Raw genomic sequence first — 17,292 nt, 5'->3', positions numbered from 1 at the left:
TTGTTAGTAGAGGCGGGTTTTGTAGATGATCTTTTGACTTTGTTCAAAACAGCAACTAAACGGATTTACTCCTTGAGTAGATTAAACTGAGAAAGGTAGAAATCAACGTGGTTGTATGGCACCTCTAAAAACTGCCCGCGAGTTATTTCAAACCGCTTATGCAAGCCGTTACACTTGGGATGCTAACTTCCCTGGCTACAGCGCAGATGTGCAAGTGGTTCAGGGAGGGAAAGTTTACACAGGAAAAATTTGCATTAACCGCGACAAAAGTATAAAAGTAACGGAAGTTAACAACGAAGAAGTTGAACAAGGTATTTATACTCAACTACAGGATATAATCACCCATCGTCAGCCCACTTCTTTTGAAGAATCCTATGGCAACTACGAATTTATTCAAGGAGAAATAGACGATACAGGCGCAGTAAACATCTTGGTTAAAGATGAATCTACGGAGTCCTATTATAAAATTAGAGGTAAAGAATTTTGCCAGGTGCGTCAAGTAATGGGTCGCATGGCTTTTGAAATTGATACCCATGCAAGTTTAGATACAGGTTCTGGTTACGTTGCTACTTGCTACGACGCTATTTTTCGCAATCGTGAAACTAACGAAGTCAAAAGTATTCTAAAATTTGAAGACACTTTTGAAAAAATAGGAGAGTACTACATTCTGGCTAAACAGATAGTGCAAGATTGCCAAGCTAGAGATAGCACTACGACAGAATTCAGTTATTCCAATATCAAATTAATTAAACCTGCTGCTGTATAGTCCTTAACTATTAGCATTTGCCATTTGTCATGTATCCATAGCCAGAATAAATGACAAAGGACTACTAGACAAAGTACGATCTAGCAGTAAATAGGTCTAGGATGTAGTTAACAACAAATATTGAAAATAAAAATTTTCGACTCTAAAGAGGTCTGAAGCTATGGAACTGACAGCTGAAAATGTAGAATCTGTCCTAGATGAAATGCGTCCGTACCTCATGTCTGATGGTGGCAACGTGGAACTAGTAGAACTTGATGGCCCTATTGTTAAACTACGCTTACAAGGTGCTTGCGGTTCTTGCCCAAGTTCCACTATGACACTAAGAATGGGTATTGAACGCCGTCTGAAGGACATGATTCCTGAAATTGCAGAAGTTGAGCAAGTAATTTAGGGACTAGAGACTAGGGACTAGGGATTAGGTATTAGGGTTAGGGACTAGGGACTAAAGCAGGAGAGGAGCCAGTGCGTTAGGAAACCTCTGCAAATGCCTGTACTTCTGCGTGTCCCTTGTCTCATTTTTCATCCCTAGTCTCTAGCCTCTAGCCTCTAGCCTCTAGCCCCTAGCCTAGCCCCTAGCCCCTTCATGCTTATGTCCCATCCCCTCTACGTTGCTTTTATTTGGCATCAACATCAACCGCTATACAAATCCCGTAGTGGCACTTCAGCTTTGTCTCAGCAGTATCGTCTGCCTTGGGTACGTTTACACGGTACTAAAGATTATTTAGATCTAATACTAATTTTAGAGCGGTATCCTAAATTGCATCAAACAGTGAATTTGGTACCATCATTAATTTTGCAATTAGAAGATTACATAGCTGGTACAGCCTTTGATCCATATTTAGAAGTTAGTTTAACGCCGTGTCAACAATTAACTCAACAGCAGCGAGAGTTTATTGTTCAACACTTTTTTGATGCTAATCACCATACTTTAATCGATCCTCATCCCCGCTACCGCGAGCTTTACTATCAAAGGCAGGAGCAAGGACAAACTTGGTGCTTAGAAAATTGGCAAGAACATGATTATAGCGATCTACTAGCTTGGCATAATTTGGCTTGGATTGACCCAGTATTTTGGAATGATCCAGAAATTGACGCTTGGTTAAAGCAGGGACGGAATTTTAGTTTAAGCGATCGCCAACGTATTTATTCCAAACAGCGAGAAATTATTAGTCGCATTATCCCCCAACACCGCAAAATGCAACAAACGGGGCAATTGGAAGTTATAACTTCACCCTACACCCACCCAATTTTGCCTCTACTTGCCGATACTAACTCTGGTCGAGTAGCCGTGCCAAATATGACTTTACCAGAGTATAGGTTTCAGTGGACAGAAGATATTCCCCGGCATTTACGAAAAGCTTGGAATTTATATCTAGATAGATTTGAACAAGAACCGCGCGGTTTGTGGCCTTCGGAACAGTCGGTCAGCCCAGAAATATTGCCATATATAATAAAACAAGGTTTTAAGTGGATTTGCTCAGATGAAGCTGTACTAGGTTGGACGTTGAGACACTTTTTCCACCGTGATGCAGTCGGCAACGTTCAACAACCAGAGTTAATGTACCGTCCTTACCGCCTAGATACTCCAGCCGGAGACTTGGCGATTGTGTTTCGCGATCATAGATTGTCTGACTTGATTGGCTTTACCTATGGTTCTATGCCACCAAAGCAAGCAGCAGCAGATTTAGTGGGACACTTGCAGGCGATCGCCAAAATGCAAAGAGAGCGTTCTAGCGAACAGCCTTGGTTAGTTACCATCGCCCTAGATGGAGAAAATTGCTGGGAATTTTATCAGCAAGATGGAAAACCATTCTTAGAAGCTCTGTATGCAACCCTAGAACGAGAACCCCATTTGAAACTAGTTACCGTTTCCGAGTTTATCGAACAATTTCCTCCTACAGCAACTATTCCCCAAGCCCAACTACACAGTGGTTCATGGGTGGATGGCAGTTTCACCACCTGGATCGGCGATCCCGTCAAAAATCGTGCTTGGGACTACTTAACACAAGCAAGGGCAGTATTGGCAAGTCATCCCGAAGCCACAGAAGAAAACAACCCAGCAGCTTGGGAAGCTTTATATGCAGCAGAAGGTTCTGATTGGTTCTGGTGGTTTGGTGAAGGACACTCCTCCAATCAAGATGCCATTTTTGATCAATTATTTCGAGAACACTTGTGTGGGATTTATAAAGCCCTCAATGAACCAATACCCCCGTATCTGCGGCTACCTTTAGAAGTTCACGAAGCACGGGGAAGCCACCGCCCAGAAAGCTTTATTCATCCAAGCATAGATGGTAAAGGAGATGAACAAGACTGGGATAAAGCCGGGCGCATAGAGGTAGGTGGCGCACGAGGAACGATGCACAACAGCAGCGTCATCCAACGCTTGTGGTATGGAGTAGATCACCTGAATTTCTATTTGCGAGTAGACTTTAAAACAGGCGTTCAACCAGGGCGAGATTTGCCAGCAGAATTAAACTTGCTGTGGTTCTATCCTGGCAGAACAATGCATAACAGCCCGATGCCTTTAGCTGATGTGCCAGATGTAGAACCAGTTAATTACTCGTTCCACCACCATTTAGAGATTAACTTGCTCACCCAATCAATTCAGTTCCGCGAGGCTGGAGAGCATTATCAGTGGCATCCCCGAACTAGTCGCGCCCAAGTCGCCTTTGATCGTTGTTTAGAAATTGCAGTACCGTGGGCAGATATGCAGGTTCCACCCGACTACGCCCTGCGCCTAATCGTAGTGCTCGCAGATGAAGGGTGTTTTCGCAACTGCTTACCAGAGAATGCTTTAATTCCGATTGAGGTTCCTTGATGAAGATTTGTCGAGTGTTGGGCGGTTATTGCTTGGTAAAGCTTTGCGTAGAATTGTAACGTTATTAAACGCGGAGGAGCGCGGAGGAAACGCTGAGGTACGCAGAGTTTTCCCACATTTACATTACTTTGCAAACGATGAGACTACAAATCAGCCAGCAGGGCGGGTATTGTCCTTAAAGCTCGTGTGGTAAACAATTGAGATTTGGGGGATTAATGCCCACCTGACAGAAATTTAGTATTCTTCCAAAAAGAATATTAAAAAGTAACAAATTTATTTGCGTAATTACCCGGAAACGTTATCTCCGGAAAATATGCCTTACTTTTTGAAAAGTTTGAATTAGAGGCTATAAAAGGTCAGAAGTTTGCAAAGATATAGCTTACTACTGGCAAAAAAAAATATTTGTAGTTACATTAAAGACATGATAAAGCTGCTGTTTCACCTCAACTAAGCCCAATTTCGCGATGAACTGCTTTTCTGATCAAAAAATACAGAGTTTTCACGCAGATATTTTCAAGCAATCGCAGCTTTGGCGGCTGTGTGGTACGCAAAGACTATTTCGCGATCGCTACGAGATTCTAAGAATTTTGGGTAGAGGTGGGTTTGGTGTCACGTTTTTAGCAAAAGATACAGTATTACCAGGTAATCCTGTATGCGTAATTAAACAACTTTGTCTAAAAACAACTAATCCTCAAAGCTGGGAACGTGCTTGCATTCGCTTTAAAAAAGAAGCAAAAACCTTGGCTCGGCTCGGTTGTCATTCTCAGATTCCCATGCTGTTAGATTATTTTGAAAGTCAGGGGGAATTTTACTTAATTCAAGAATATATAAAGGGTTCTAATTTAGCACAACAAGTGAAGCGCAACGGTTGCAAAAGCGAAGCTGCGGTGAGACAGCTTTTGCAAGAATTACTACCAGTTTTACAATACGTTCACAAACATGGGGTTATTCATCGGGATATTAAACCTCATAACTTACTGCATTGTCAGGATGATCGGCGGTTAGTGCTAATTGATTTTGGTGCAGTTAAAGAAGAATTACGCAGCACTGCTGAAACTTCCATCCACCAAAACGACAACACCAATTTTATTGGAACTATGGGATTTGCACCACCAGAACAACTTTCCCTGCGTCCAGTTTATGCCAGTGATATATACGCTGTAGGCATGACTTGTCTGTATTTGCTCACAGGAAAATCACCTCTAGAATTTAATCGCGATCCAATTACTGGTGAAATTAATTGGCAAGAACAACTAAATCTCAGTCAGCATTTTGCCCAAGTGTTATCTAAAATGCTTAAAAACTCCACAGAGGAGCGTTTTAAATCGGTTGATGATGTAGTTTGGGCTTTGGGCATGGAATCGTATTTGCCTACATTATATAACTGTTTAAGTACTCAAAGGCTTGGCAGTGGCAGTAATGAACCTATTGAGAAAGAATCTTCTGATCAGTATTTATCGCCTCTAGCTAGAACTGCTAAAACAATCCGGCAATGGCAAACAAAGCGAAAGGCAAAAAATTCTCACAAATGCCAGAAGCTCTATACATCTGATGTATCACATTAACAATTTATCAAAAATTAAGAAACTAGAAATATATATCAGGACGTATTTTGCTTTGTTTTGGCTATAAGTGATAGAGAAAAATGCGTTTTTATTAATACTTTTTAGCCTAGTATTTATCGCTAATTATCTCAATTTTGCAGTTTTCCAAGTGACACTATACCTGTCATAAAACTAACAAAATATTTTATTGCTATTTAGTACAATACAGAAAATTGTTAATTATAATAAGAAGTTTTTCTGGGCTAATTTAGTATAGCTTGCCACGCAGTATTGCCTCTCTAGATAATGATCTGCTGCCTAAATCCTGATTGCCCATATCCCCTCAATCCTGATGGGATGGATTTCTGTCAAACTTGCAACACCCCACTGGTGGCGCTGTTGCGAAATCGCTTTCATGTCACCCGCGTACTCTCAGATGAGGGTGGTTTTGGTAGAACATATTTAGCAGAGGATTTAGATAAACTCAACGAACGCTGTGTTATCAAACAGTTAGCACCCAAATTTCAAGATAGTTGGGCGCTTTCTAAAGCTATGGATCTGTTTCAGAAAGAAGCACAACGACTACAACAACTCGGAGAACATTCACAGATCCCAACTTTGTTAGCGTACTTTGAAGAAAATAATTATTTGTATTTGGTACAGCAGTTTATTGATGGGCAAAATTTGCTCAAAGAACTGCAACAAAAAAGAGGGTATAGTGCTAAAGAGGTTCGAGAAATCTTGTTAGATTTATTGCCTGTACTCAAGTTTATTCATGAACGAGGAGTAATTCACCGAGACATCAAGCCCCAAAATATTATCCGCCGTAAAAGTGATGGACGTTTATGTCTAATTGACTTTGGCTCTTCTAAGCAATTAACAGCCAAAGTCCAGCTTCCAATGGGTACTTCTATTGGCTCTCATGGTTATTCGGCAATTGAACAAATTAGAGATGGTAAGGCTTATCCAGCCAGCGATTTGTTTAGTTTGGGAGCTACCTGTTTTCATCTCCTCACCGGAGTTTCTCCTTTCAAATTATGGACGGAAAATGGCTATGCTTGGACTCAGGATTGGCAGGACTTTTTGAAAAACCCAATTAGTGATGAATTAACTGAGGTAATTGATAAGCTGTTAGAAAAAGATGTAAAACAGCGCTATCAATCAGCAGATCAAGTTTTAAAAGATTTATTTCCTAAGCAAACATCGCTTGTAAAAGACACTAAATCTTCGGGAAATTTACCACAGACACAGCCAACATTACTATCAAGAAAATATACATTACTGAGGAATTTCTTCTTATTCGGTTCTGTGGTTCTGTTACTAGTGTTAGGGCAATTTTTTTATCGACAATCAGGCAGATTAGAACTGTCTATATCTTCTCGCTTCGGAAAATTGAATCAGAATGCCGATAGTAACAAGATTATCCCTCAAACTGAAGTTGGTTTCAGAAATTTTTATTTAGCCAATACCTTTAAATCACCCGATCGCTCAGTTTTATCTGTTGCGCTTGATCCAAATGGCAAAACTATCGTCAGTAATAGTGGTAGTACTATTAAAATGTGGAGTTTAGCAACAGGCCAGGAAATTTATACCCTCAAAGGACACACTGGTCGAGTTAATATCATTGCTATGGCTCCGGATGGACAAACCCTTGTCAGTGGTAGTGAAGACAAAACTGTTAAACTGTGGAATCTCGCAAGAGGGCAAGAAATCCGCACTTTAGACGAGCATTTTAAATCAGTACGTGCTTTTGCCATTAGTCCTGATGGCAAAACTCTAGCCATTGGTGGTGATGGCAATACAATTAAATTGTGGGATCTGGCTACCGGACAACAAATTCGTACTTTGAGGAGTCATTCTTCTGGGGTTAGTTCTGTTGCTTTTAGCCCCGATGGACAAACCCTTGCCAGTGGCAGCCGTGACAAGACAATTAAGCTGTGGAATTTGGCAAATAAAGAGACAATTCGCACCTTTACAGGTCATTCCCAGACTGTAACATCGATCGCGATCACCCCCGATGGTAACACTTTAGTTAGTGGTAGTGAAGACAAGACAATTAAACTTTGGAATCTGGATACAGGACAACAAATCCGCACTTTGCGTGAACACAGCGATCAGGTGAATGCGATCGCCATTACCTCAGACGGTCATACCCTTGCTAGTGGTAGTCTTGATCAGACAATCAAATTGTGGAACTTGGATACAGGCGAGGAAATTCAGACTCTTGAGGAACATGATGGCAAAATTCAATCTCTCACCTTCAGTCAAGACGGTAAAACCCTTGTCAGCACTGATTTTGAACACACTATTAAAGTTTGGCGGATGTCTGATTAAGAGTTCATTATTCTACAAAATAATGTTAAAAATTTACTATTAGTTCCGAAAAAATATGATGACGCTGTGTAAATAAAGTTATTCCAAATATTACAATAAATAGACTCTCAAGTTTGTCCATTAAACAATTTGTAGAGTGGTGCAACTGGGGAATCTGCTATGCCTTTAAGTATGAATTATTCAAAAAATAAAGTATTAACCGTGGCAGCGATCGCGCTGTTGGGATGTGGGGCAGTTTGGTTCTGGCAATCTTCCCCTGCTACCACTAGTGCATCATCTAAAAAAAATCCGCCGATTAAATCAGCATTAGTAAATTTTAACGTTGCTTCTACCTTTAAAGGACATGCCAAACCGATTTCGGCTGTGGCGATTCATCCAGACGGGAAGACACTTGCCTCTGCGAGTACAGACAACACTATCAAGCTGTGGAATTTAGCAACGGGAGAAGAACGGTACACGTTGAGGGGGCATCAAAAATGGATCAATTCTATCGCCATTAGTCCGGATGGTAAAACACTCGCTTCTGCCAGTGCAGACAACACTATCAAACTGTGGAACTTAACAACGGGAAAACTAACACGCACCCTAAGCGGACATCAAGCCTCAGTTCAGTCCGTCGCCTTTAGTCCAATTAGTGGTACTGTAGCTAGTGGCAGTTGGGATCAGAGTCTGAAACTCTGGGATGTAGCAACCGGGAAGGAAGTGCGCACTTTTAGCGGGGATTGTGATGTAGTAGATGCGATCGCTATTAGTCCAGATGGCACAACACTTGCCAGCAGCAATTATTTTGACAACAGCATTAAATTGTGGGATCTGCGCACGGGCAAACAAACTCGCGGTTTAAGAGGGCATAGTGAAGCAATTCATTCCCTCGCCTTTAGTCCAGATGGCAAGACTATAGCAAGTGGTAGTTGGGATAAGACTATCAAAATCTGGGATTTGGCAACAGCAAAGGAAATCCACACTCTCACAGGGCATGAAAATAAAGTAGAATCTATTACTTTTAGCCCGAATGGAAGAACCCTTGCTAGTGCTAGTTGGGACAAAACTATCAAAATATGGAATGTAGCAACAGGAATAGAAATTCAAACCCTCAAAGGGCATAACAACAAAATTTGGTCTATTGCCTATAGTCCAGATGGCAAAACTCTAGCAAGTGGTAGTTTTGATCAGACTATCAAGATTTGGCGGGTGTCACAGTAATGGTTAGTAGTAGGGGCGGGTTTTGTTGATGATATGAACGGTTACTACCGACAATTTATCTTCTAAACCCGCCCGTATAGTAGGTAGTTATTAACCACTATCCACTATCCACTAACAACTATCCTTAAAACACAGTCAATCGGTAAGCACCTTTCTCGCGTGGAGTCGCAGAAAGAACCACGACATAATAAGTATCATTTTCCGGTAATTTAGCTCGGTCGATCAATGCTGTGTATCGTCCATCTTTGTCATTGTCAGTTGCAACGATTTGCCCCTTGGAGTTGAGCAAAACTATGTAAGGGGGAAACTCTTCAAACATACTATCTACACGTATGCTAACCAATTGGTCTTTTTTCCCCTCAAACTTGGAGATACTGTAAGGGCTGCCAGTTTTTCTAAAAGAAAGGTTACTTGCTGTTAAATTGCCAGATTCGTCTATGGCATAGCTTGCTCTATCATTGCGCAAAGCCAAGCTATAGCGTCCGATCTCTCCTGGATTGCGACTAGTGACTGCGATCGTATAAGTTCCTTTGACAGGCAATCGTACAAATATAAATGCATCTTTGACTCCGCCTTTGCTAGCAGTTTCCCCATTACCTCTTTTTGTCAGAACCCTATTATTGGGATCGAGCAGCATCATAAACGGATCTAAACTTAAATTGCTCGAACGACGTTGATCGGCACTACCTGTAAGCCTGATTTGAATTAGTTGGTTTTCCCTACCTTCAAACTGATAGAAATGAAAATATCTGCCTTGGGATTTAAAATCACCCGGAGCCAAAACACCCAATGCAATATTGACAAAATCGACTTTTTTAGCATTGGGGATACTGGAAAGATTAACAGGTGAACCAACTGAAATTTGATTATTATTTACCCTTGGTTTAGTGGTTGGTTTCACAACAGGCGATCGCGAAGGAATAGAACGGCGATTGGATGGTTGTGATGCTGGTTGAGGGCTGCGAGGAGTAGAGCGGCGGTAGGATGGTTGTGATGCTGGTTGAGGGCTGCGAGGAGTAGAGCGGCGGTAGGATGGTTGTGACGCCGGTTGAGGGCTGCTGGGAGTAGAACGGCGGTAGGATGGTTTAGATGGAGTCTGAGTAGGAGTAGAGCCAGTACTTGGAGGCTGGGGTGTTGGCGTGGATTCTGTTGTCGGAGAAGATGCAGGAGTTGAATCAGTACTTGGAGGCTGGGGTGTTGGCGTGGATTCTGTTGTCGGAGAAGATGCAGGAGTTGAATCAGTACTTGGAGGCTGAGATGTTGATGTGGACTCTGTTGGAGGCGCTTGAGTTGCAGGAATAGGTGAGTTTATTGGTTGATTACGCTTGGGAGGAGATACAGGCGGTTGTGAAACAGGAATTTGCTCGATTCCTTGTTGTACTGCTTCTGGTTGTCTCTCATCTGGTGTTTTAGCAATTTTGAATTCTCCAGATTGTTTGGCAACTTCTAAAGCATATATAGATGGAGCGTAACTTGTTATCAACAAGCTACTACTGATGGAAAAGATTAAAGCTAAGTTAAATCTGCTCCGAAGTTTTGTTTTGATTTCCCTTGCCATAACTTCACTCCTCATGCTTGCAAAATAATAGATGTTTTTATGTCTTTAGACAGTTACTTTGACCTAGTTTTTAATGGTTCATTACGACAAAATGAATTTAAAGTGATTTATTTGAGCGAAAGATTGGTGACATAGTATTAAGAGTGTCATGTGTTTATTGATGCGATCACCAGTTTTCCAAAAAATATTGTTCCGTGCCTTTTAGTAAGAGTAAAAATAGTGTCTATAAAAAACACTTATAACAAATTTGTGCTACTTTTAACTAAGTTTTTGATGAACTATGTGTATTTTTATTTTAAATTGCCTAGTTACCAATAAATTGCTTCTCCACGCGAAAATATAATATTAGTAACTTAATAGCAAAATTATACGTCATAAATTAATATAGACTCAAGCTGCCAATGGCTCAACGGTATGATTTGCTGCCTGAATCCTGATTGTCACCATCCCTTAAATCCTGGGGATAACAAATACTGCCATAGTTGTAAAACTCCGCTCATACCGTTACTGAGAGGACATTATCGTGTTATGGAAAGACTTTCGGTTGAAGGTGGGTTTAGTATCACCTATCTAGCGGAAGATATAGACAAATTAGACGAAAGATGTGTAGTCAAGCAATTGGCACCAAAAATCCAGGAAGCGGGGATGTTGCAGAAGGCAGTAAAGCTTTTTAAACAAGAAGCACAACGACTGCAAGAATTGGGAGAACATCCACAAATTCCCCATTTGTTGGCTTATTTTGAGCAAGACAACTATTTATATTTAGTCCAGCAATTCATTGATGGACAGAATTTACTAAAGGAATTGCAACAACGAGGTAAGTTTAGCGAAAGAGAGGTTCGAGAGCTTTTATTAGATTTATTACCTATTCTCAAATTTATTCACGAGCAGGGAGTCATTCATCGAGATATTAAGCCACAAAATATTCTTCGCCGTCAAAGTGATGGGCGATTGGTACTAATTGACTTTGGAGCATCAAAGCTGCTGACAGCAACAGTACAAGCAAAAATAGGAACAACTATTGGTTCACACGGCTATACTCCTATAGAACAAATGCAAGATGGAGAAGCTTATCCAGCCAGCGATTTATTTAGCTTGGGTGCAACTTGCTTTTATCTTTTGAGTGGGATTTCTCCATGTAAACTGTGGATGCAACATGGTTACAGTTGGGTAGCATCTTGGTGGCAATATCTCAACAATTTGGGTAAAGGTGAAGTTTCCTTGTCTGTAGAGTTGGGTATGGTTCTCGACAAGTTGCTGAAAACAGACATTCACCAACGTTATCAATCTGCTGATGAAGTGATTAAGGACTTAACACATCAAGCATTACCATTATCAGTTCCCCCAACTATACTTTCGTCGGGTGCGTCGCCAACTCAAACAGTACAACCACGTAGAAAGTCCAACAATAGACTGATGGTGAATGGTGCTGTGATGCTGTTGGGAATAGCAGGAATTTGGTATTTTCAGTCTCGTCAGGCGGCAATTACTCAATCTTCTCAACCCAATCAGCCTGGTGACACAATTGGAGGAAATTCTACTCAACCTAGTACCTTGAAGGGACATGCTAGTGATGTCAATTCTGTCGCCTTCAGCCCCATTTTGCCAAATCTTCCTAATCAAGGAGTGGAAAAAGGAATCTTAGCCAGTGGCAGTGATGATAAAACAATCAAACTTTGGAATTTAGGAACCCAAAAGAAAATTTTTACTCTGATTGGGCATTCCGGATGGATTTGGAGTGTTGCCTTCAGCCCTGATGGACAAATTCTTGCTAGCGGTAGCGCAGACAAGACGATCAAACTTTGGGATCTCCAAACTGGCAAAGAAATTCGCACTCTTAGGGGACATACTGGCGGTGTTAGTTCCATCGCTTTCAGTTCTGATGGCAAAACTCTTGCTAGCGGTAGTTTAGATCAGACAATTAAACTTTGGCACTTGGAAACAGGAAAAGAAATTCGTACTCTTAAAGGACATACTGCTGGAGTTGCTTCCGTTACTTTCAGTTCCGATCGCAAAACCCTAGCTAGTGGTAGTTGGGACAAAACAATTAAACTTTGGAATTTAGATAGTGCAAAGACTATTCGTACACTAAAAGGACATTCCGACTGGATTATTTCCATTGCCTTTAGTCCCGATGGTGCTAGCCTTGCTAGTGGCAGCAAAGACAAGACAATTAAATTATGGAATTTAGTGACTGGAGAGGCAATACGTACCCTAAAGGCACATACTGATAAGGTGAATTCTCTTGCCTTTGTGCCAACTTCAGGTTATAGCAAATATTTAGAAGGAGCTACCCTGATTAGTGGTAGTAATGACAATACAATTAAAATGTGGAATCTGAAAACGGGAAAAGAAATTCGCACCTTAAAAAGAGATTCTGGTTATATTTATTCTGTCGCAATTAGTCCTGATGGACAGACAATTGTTGGTGGTGGTAGTGCTGACAATCTAATTAAGATTTGGCGGGTTTTGCAGTAAAAGCGCTGAAACTGGAATTTTGCCTGGATTCAAAAAGACTCGCTTTTGCAGTTAAAAATAACAACAATAATTAAAAATTTGACAATTTTAGCCAGAAAATTTTCGTAAATCTTATATGGACACTCCAGCGGCACTAGCTTTTTGTTGCCAGCCCTAGAACATCATCGATAGTCGCAACTCAAACTTCTGCTTCTGAATCCCAGAAGGCTTGAACCTTAAACGTAGGTTGTGTCATTGTTAAGCTTTTCTAACAATAGTTCTAGTTTCCAACAATCGTCAAATGTCCACTTCCTGTATCTGTCGTTTTCCTAGCTGCAATAGCGATCGCAAATAATTTGGTAATCGTAACTAACAATAAAAGAGACTTCGAGCAAATTGAGGGCTTAGAAGTAGAAAGGCTATAGGTTTCATTGTTACTCTACTTCTAGAAGCACGAAGGGAATAAATTATGCTGAAAGTTTTTGCTGATAGGGGTGGTACATTCACAGATATTGTTGCTGTTACTGATAATCAGGCAATTATAGATAGACTCTCAGAACATCAGGAACGTTTTTTGATTGTTCCCCTTCCCAAGCAACAATGGGTGATAGTCTACAAATTACTCTCAGAAAATCCCGAACAGTACCAAGATGCAGTAATCCAGGGTATTCGGGATATTATGCGGCTTTCAGATAAAGAACCCATTCCAACGGAAGTGATAGAAGTAGTAAAAATGGGAACTACGGTAGCAACAAATGCACTGTTAGAAAGGAAAGGCGATCGCGTAGTGCTGCTGATTACCAAAGGTTTTAAAGATGCCTTGCGAATTGGCTACCAAAACCGCCCTGATATTTTTGCTCGTCAGATCGTTTTACCAACCATGCTTTATGAGCAGGTAATTGAGGTTGATGAACGCTATGATGCTCAAGGCAACGAACTAACTTCGGTAAATCTTGAACAAGTCAGAAATGACTTACAAGCTATTTACAACATTGGAATTCGTAGTTGTGCCATTGTTTTTATGCACAGTTATCGCTATCCCTCCCACGAACAACAAGTCACCCTACTTGCTCAAGAAATCGGATTTACGCAGATATCTATATCTCATCAAGTTAGTCCTTTAATGAAATTGGTAAGTCGAGGAGACACAACAGTAGTAGATGCTTATTTAACTCCTATTCTGCGTCGCTATGTTAACCAAGTAGCAAGTCATTTGCCCGGAGTCAGATTAATGTTTATGAAGTCTGACGGGGGTTTAGTAGCGGCTGAACAATTTCAAGGAAAAGATAGTATATTAAGTGGCCCTGCTGGAGGGATTGTCGGTGCAGTACAAACTAGCCAAAGAGCAGGTTTCGATGCGGTTATTACTTTTGACATGGGCGGGACAAGTACAGATGTCGCCCACTTTAAAGGAGAGTATGAACGACAGCTAGATTCCGAAATTGCCGGAGCACGGATGCGAGTTCCCGTCTTAGCGATTAATACAATTGCTGCTGGGGGTGGTTCAATTCTATTTTTTGATGGTTCTCGTTATCGCGTCGGCCCAGAATCTGCGGGGTCTAATCCTGGGCCTGCCTGTTATCGACGTGGCGGCTCTTTAGCTGTCACAGATGCCAATGTTATGTTAGGCAAAATTCACCCTCAATATTTCCCCTCTGTCTTTGGCGCCAATGGGAATTTACCCCTAGATAAAGATGTTGTTATATCTAAGTTTACAAAATTAGTTCAAGACATTGAAATTGCTACCGGAAACACTCGTACTCCCGAACAAGTAGCTGCCGGATTTATTGCGATCGCTGTGGAAAATATGGCAAACGCAATTAAAAAAATTAGTTTGCAACGGGGTTATGATGTCACCAAATATACTCTTTGTTGTTTTGGAGGAGCGGGAGGGCAAGTCGCTTGTTTAATTGCCGATACTTTAGGGATGAAAAAGATATTTCTTCATCCTTATGCTGGGGTTCTCTCTGCTTATGGAATGGGATTAGCTGATGTGCGAGCGATTCGTGAAGGGGGAGTAGAAAAGCCTTTAACCCAAGCATTAATATCGCAATTAGTACAGTTAATGGAGACTTTAGAAACACAAGCTAGAAGTGAACTAAGTAATGGACTAAATACGGGGACAGAAGAGGAAGTAGTACGAAAGCTAAATTTAAAATATGAGGGAACTAACTCAACTCTGACTGTTGATTTCATCTTAGATGTAGCATTAATGCGACAGGAATTTGAGGGTGAACATAAATCTCGTTATGGTTTCATTCAAGTAGAGAAAGCCTTGATTGTTGAATCTGCATCAGTAGAAGTAATTCAGAAAATGGATACTCCCGAAGAACCCTTCATTACTCGTACTCGTTCTCTTGGTGAACCTCCTCAATCTGTTGAAACAGTAAAGATGTTTACTGCTGAAAAATGGCATGATACTCCCGTTTATCGACGCGAATATCTACAACCAGAAGATACTATTAATGGCCCTGCAATTATTATCGAAAAAATTAGCACTATTGTAGTTGAACCTGACTGGAAAGTAAAATTAACTGAACACAATCATTTAATATTATACAGAAGGTAATGAAAGTTAAGCTAATGGAAACGGATAAGTTTAAAGGTGAAATAATATGCGATTTTCATTTGTAATTATGACTTGATATTGATTCCAATACAGACTTAATAGCTACATTATGAAGTATTTGGAGTCGAGAAAAAGCACTTTATAAATAAACAGTAATCAAAAATGTACAATACATCTCAACCTGATCCTGTCCGTTTAGAAATATTTAAAAATTTATATCAATTTATTGCCGAACAAATGGGGATTGTTCTCCAAAATACGGCAGCGTCGGTAAATATCAAAGAGAGACTAGATTTTTCCTGTGCTATTTTTGATTCTTCTGGATTACTAGTCGCCAATGCACCGCATATTCCTGTACATTTAGGTTCAATGAGTGAAAGTGTCCGTAGTTTAATTAATGACAAAAGCGACACTATAAAATCGGGAAATGTCTATTTATCTAATAATCCTTATAACGGCGGAACTCATCTTCCTGATGTGACTGCAATTACTCCTGTATTTTTGGAAAGTGGTGAAAATATTTCCTTTCCCAGTCCCCTCTTTTATGTTGCTTCTCGCGGACACCAAGCAGATCTCGGTGGAATTACTCCCGGTTCAATGCCTCCTCACAGTACCACAGTCGAAGAGGAAGGAATTCTTTTTGATAATTTTCTCTTAGTTGAACAGGGATATTTTCGAGAAAGAGAAGTACGAGAAATACTCTCAACCCATCTCTATCCTGCTCGGAACCCAGACCAGAATATTGCAGATTTCAAAGCACAAATCGCTGCCAACGAAAGAGGAGCACAAGAACTCCAGAAAATAGTTTCTCAGTATGGGTTTGAAACAGTTCAAGTTTATATGAAGTTTGTGCAGGATAATGCCGAAGAGTCAGTTAGACGAGCAATTGATGTTCTCAGAGATGGTTCATTTATTTATGGAATGGATAATAGAGCAAAAATTCAAGTTAAAGTGACAATTAACCGAGAAAATCGCAGTGCCACGATTGATTTTACTGGTACGTCTCCTCAATTAAATAGTAACTTTAATGCTCCTAAAGCTGTCACTCAAGCAGCAGTCTTATATGTGTTCCGTACTTTAGTTGATGATAATATTCCTCTCAATGCTGGGTGTCTTAAACCTTTAGAAATTATAATTCCTCAAGGCTGTATGCTAAATCCAACCTATCCGGCGGCAGTGGTAGCAGGTAATGTGGAGACATCTCAAACTATTGTCGATGCTTTATATGGTGCTTTAGGTGTAATAGCTGCGTCTCAAGGAACGATGAATAATTTTACGTTTGGCAATGAGCAATACCAGTACTATGAAACTATCTGTGGTGGTTCTGGAGCAGGGGCTAACTTTAATGGTACTGATGCAGTTCATACCCACATGACTAACTCCCGTTTAACCGATCCAGAAGTTTTAGAAACACGTTATCCCGTACAGGTAGAAAGCTTTAGTCTTCGTCTCCATAGCGGTGGCAAAGGAAAATATTCGGGTGGCAATGGGGTTGTTCGTCGTATCCGATTTCTAGAACCAATAACAGCTAATATTCTCTCTAGCCATCGGTTGATTCCTCCCTTTGGATTAAATGGTGGGGAAGCTGGAATTGTAGGACTTAATTGGATACAACGTCAGAACGGAACTAAAGAACATTTAGATGGTACAGCAACAGTAGAAATGCAACCTGGGGATGTGTTTGTTATAGAAACTCCTGGGGGAGGAGGATTTGGTAATATTTGTCCTGAAATTCCCTAGCAAAGCCATACTGTTGCTACCCAAGTAGGTTTATGTAAGTAAATAGATTATCAAACTTGAAAAACAACAATTAATTATTAATAAATCATAAAACTAAATTAGAAAATGACCATCAAATTTAAACATTATGTAAGTTAATCTATGCTGATTTAGCAAAAACTTATTTATTTGCTAGAAATAAGCAATATATTTTTATGTATTTTAAGTAAAAATACTGTTTTATAGATAATTAAAAACTCTCTTTTTTACATAAAAACTTGATTGTATGAGGATACTAAAATAAGTAAGGTTTCTCATCCTAAT

General features: G+C 40.4%; 10 protein-coding genes. 9 read left to right on the top strand and 1 reads right to left on the bottom strand.

Annotated features, from left to right (window positions below; translation table 11 throughout):
- Positions 1–115 precede the first annotated feature (115 nt).
- The 6 genes from U2718_RS11395 to U2718_RS11370 all read left to right on the top strand — a co-directional run bounded on the left by U2718_RS11395 (position 116) and on the right by U2718_RS11370 (position 8,665).
- The gene (locus tag U2718_RS11395; protein ID WP_342003049.1) at positions 116–766 is read left to right on the top strand and encodes a DUF3386 domain-containing protein; all 651 of its coding nucleotides are present in this window, start codon (positions 116–118) and stop codon (positions 764–766) included.
- 160 nt (positions 767–926) lie between these two features.
- Positions 927–1,157, top strand: a complete 231-nt coding sequence (locus U2718_RS11390; RefSeq protein WP_342003050.1) for a NifU family protein — start codon at positions 927–929, stop codon at positions 1,155–1,157.
- Between the two features lie 198 nt (positions 1,158–1,355).
- Complete coding sequence (locus U2718_RS11385; protein ID WP_342003051.1) at positions 1,356–3,584, top strand: glycoside hydrolase; 2,229 nt, start codon at positions 1,356–1,358, stop codon at positions 3,582–3,584.
- 464 nt (positions 3,585–4,048) lie between these two features.
- On the top strand, positions 4,049–5,149 hold the full coding sequence (locus tag U2718_RS11380; RefSeq protein ID WP_342003052.1) for a serine/threonine-protein kinase: 1,101 nt from the start codon (positions 4,049–4,051) through the stop codon (positions 5,147–5,149).
- Between the two features lie 285 nt (positions 5,150–5,434).
- Positions 5,435–7,462 (top strand): serine/threonine-protein kinase, encoded by a 2,028-nt coding sequence (locus U2718_RS11375; protein WP_342003053.1) that lies wholly within the window; start codon positions 5,435–5,437, stop codon positions 7,460–7,462.
- Between the two features lie 159 nt (positions 7,463–7,621).
- On the top strand, positions 7,622–8,665 hold the full coding sequence (locus U2718_RS11370) for a WD40 repeat domain-containing protein (RefSeq protein WP_342003054.1): 1,044 nt from the start codon (positions 7,622–7,624) through the stop codon (positions 8,663–8,665).
- A gap of 124 nt (positions 8,666–8,789) precedes the next feature.
- Here the strand turns inward: U2718_RS11370 and U2718_RS11365 are convergent, their stop codons facing one another.
- The gene (locus U2718_RS11365) at positions 8,790–10,223 is read right to left on the bottom strand and encodes a peptidase (RefSeq protein WP_342003055.1); all 1,434 of its coding nucleotides are present in this window, start codon (positions 10,221–10,223) and stop codon (positions 8,790–8,792) included.
- Positions 10,224–10,637: 414 nt separating this feature from the next.
- Here U2718_RS11365 and U2718_RS11360 point away from each other — a divergent pair, with 414 nt between their 5' ends.
- The 3 genes from U2718_RS11360 (at position 10,638) to U2718_RS11350 (ending at position 16,989) form a co-directional block, all read left to right on the top strand.
- Positions 10,638–12,701: a serine/threonine-protein kinase gene (locus U2718_RS11360; protein ID WP_342003056.1), complete on the top strand. Its 2,064-nt coding sequence runs from the start codon at positions 10,638–10,640 to the stop codon at positions 12,699–12,701.
- A 448-nt stretch (positions 12,702–13,149) separates the two neighbouring features.
- Complete coding sequence (locus tag U2718_RS11355; RefSeq protein WP_342003057.1) at positions 13,150–15,249, top strand: hydantoinase/oxoprolinase family protein; 2,100 nt, start codon at positions 13,150–13,152, stop codon at positions 15,247–15,249.
- 162 nt (positions 15,250–15,411) lie between these two features.
- Complete coding sequence (locus tag U2718_RS11350; protein WP_342003058.1) at positions 15,412–16,989, top strand: hydantoinase B/oxoprolinase family protein; 1,578 nt, start codon at positions 15,412–15,414, stop codon at positions 16,987–16,989.
- Positions 16,990–17,292 lie beyond the last annotated feature (303 nt).

This window comes from Chlorogloeopsis sp. ULAP02 (assembly GCF_038404745.2).
Taxonomy (GTDB): domain Bacteria; phylum Cyanobacteriota; class Cyanobacteriia; order Cyanobacteriales; family Nostocaceae; genus Chlorogloeopsis.
Note: the sequence above shows the minus strand (reverse complement) of the source record. Positions and strands in the feature narration are given on the sequence as shown.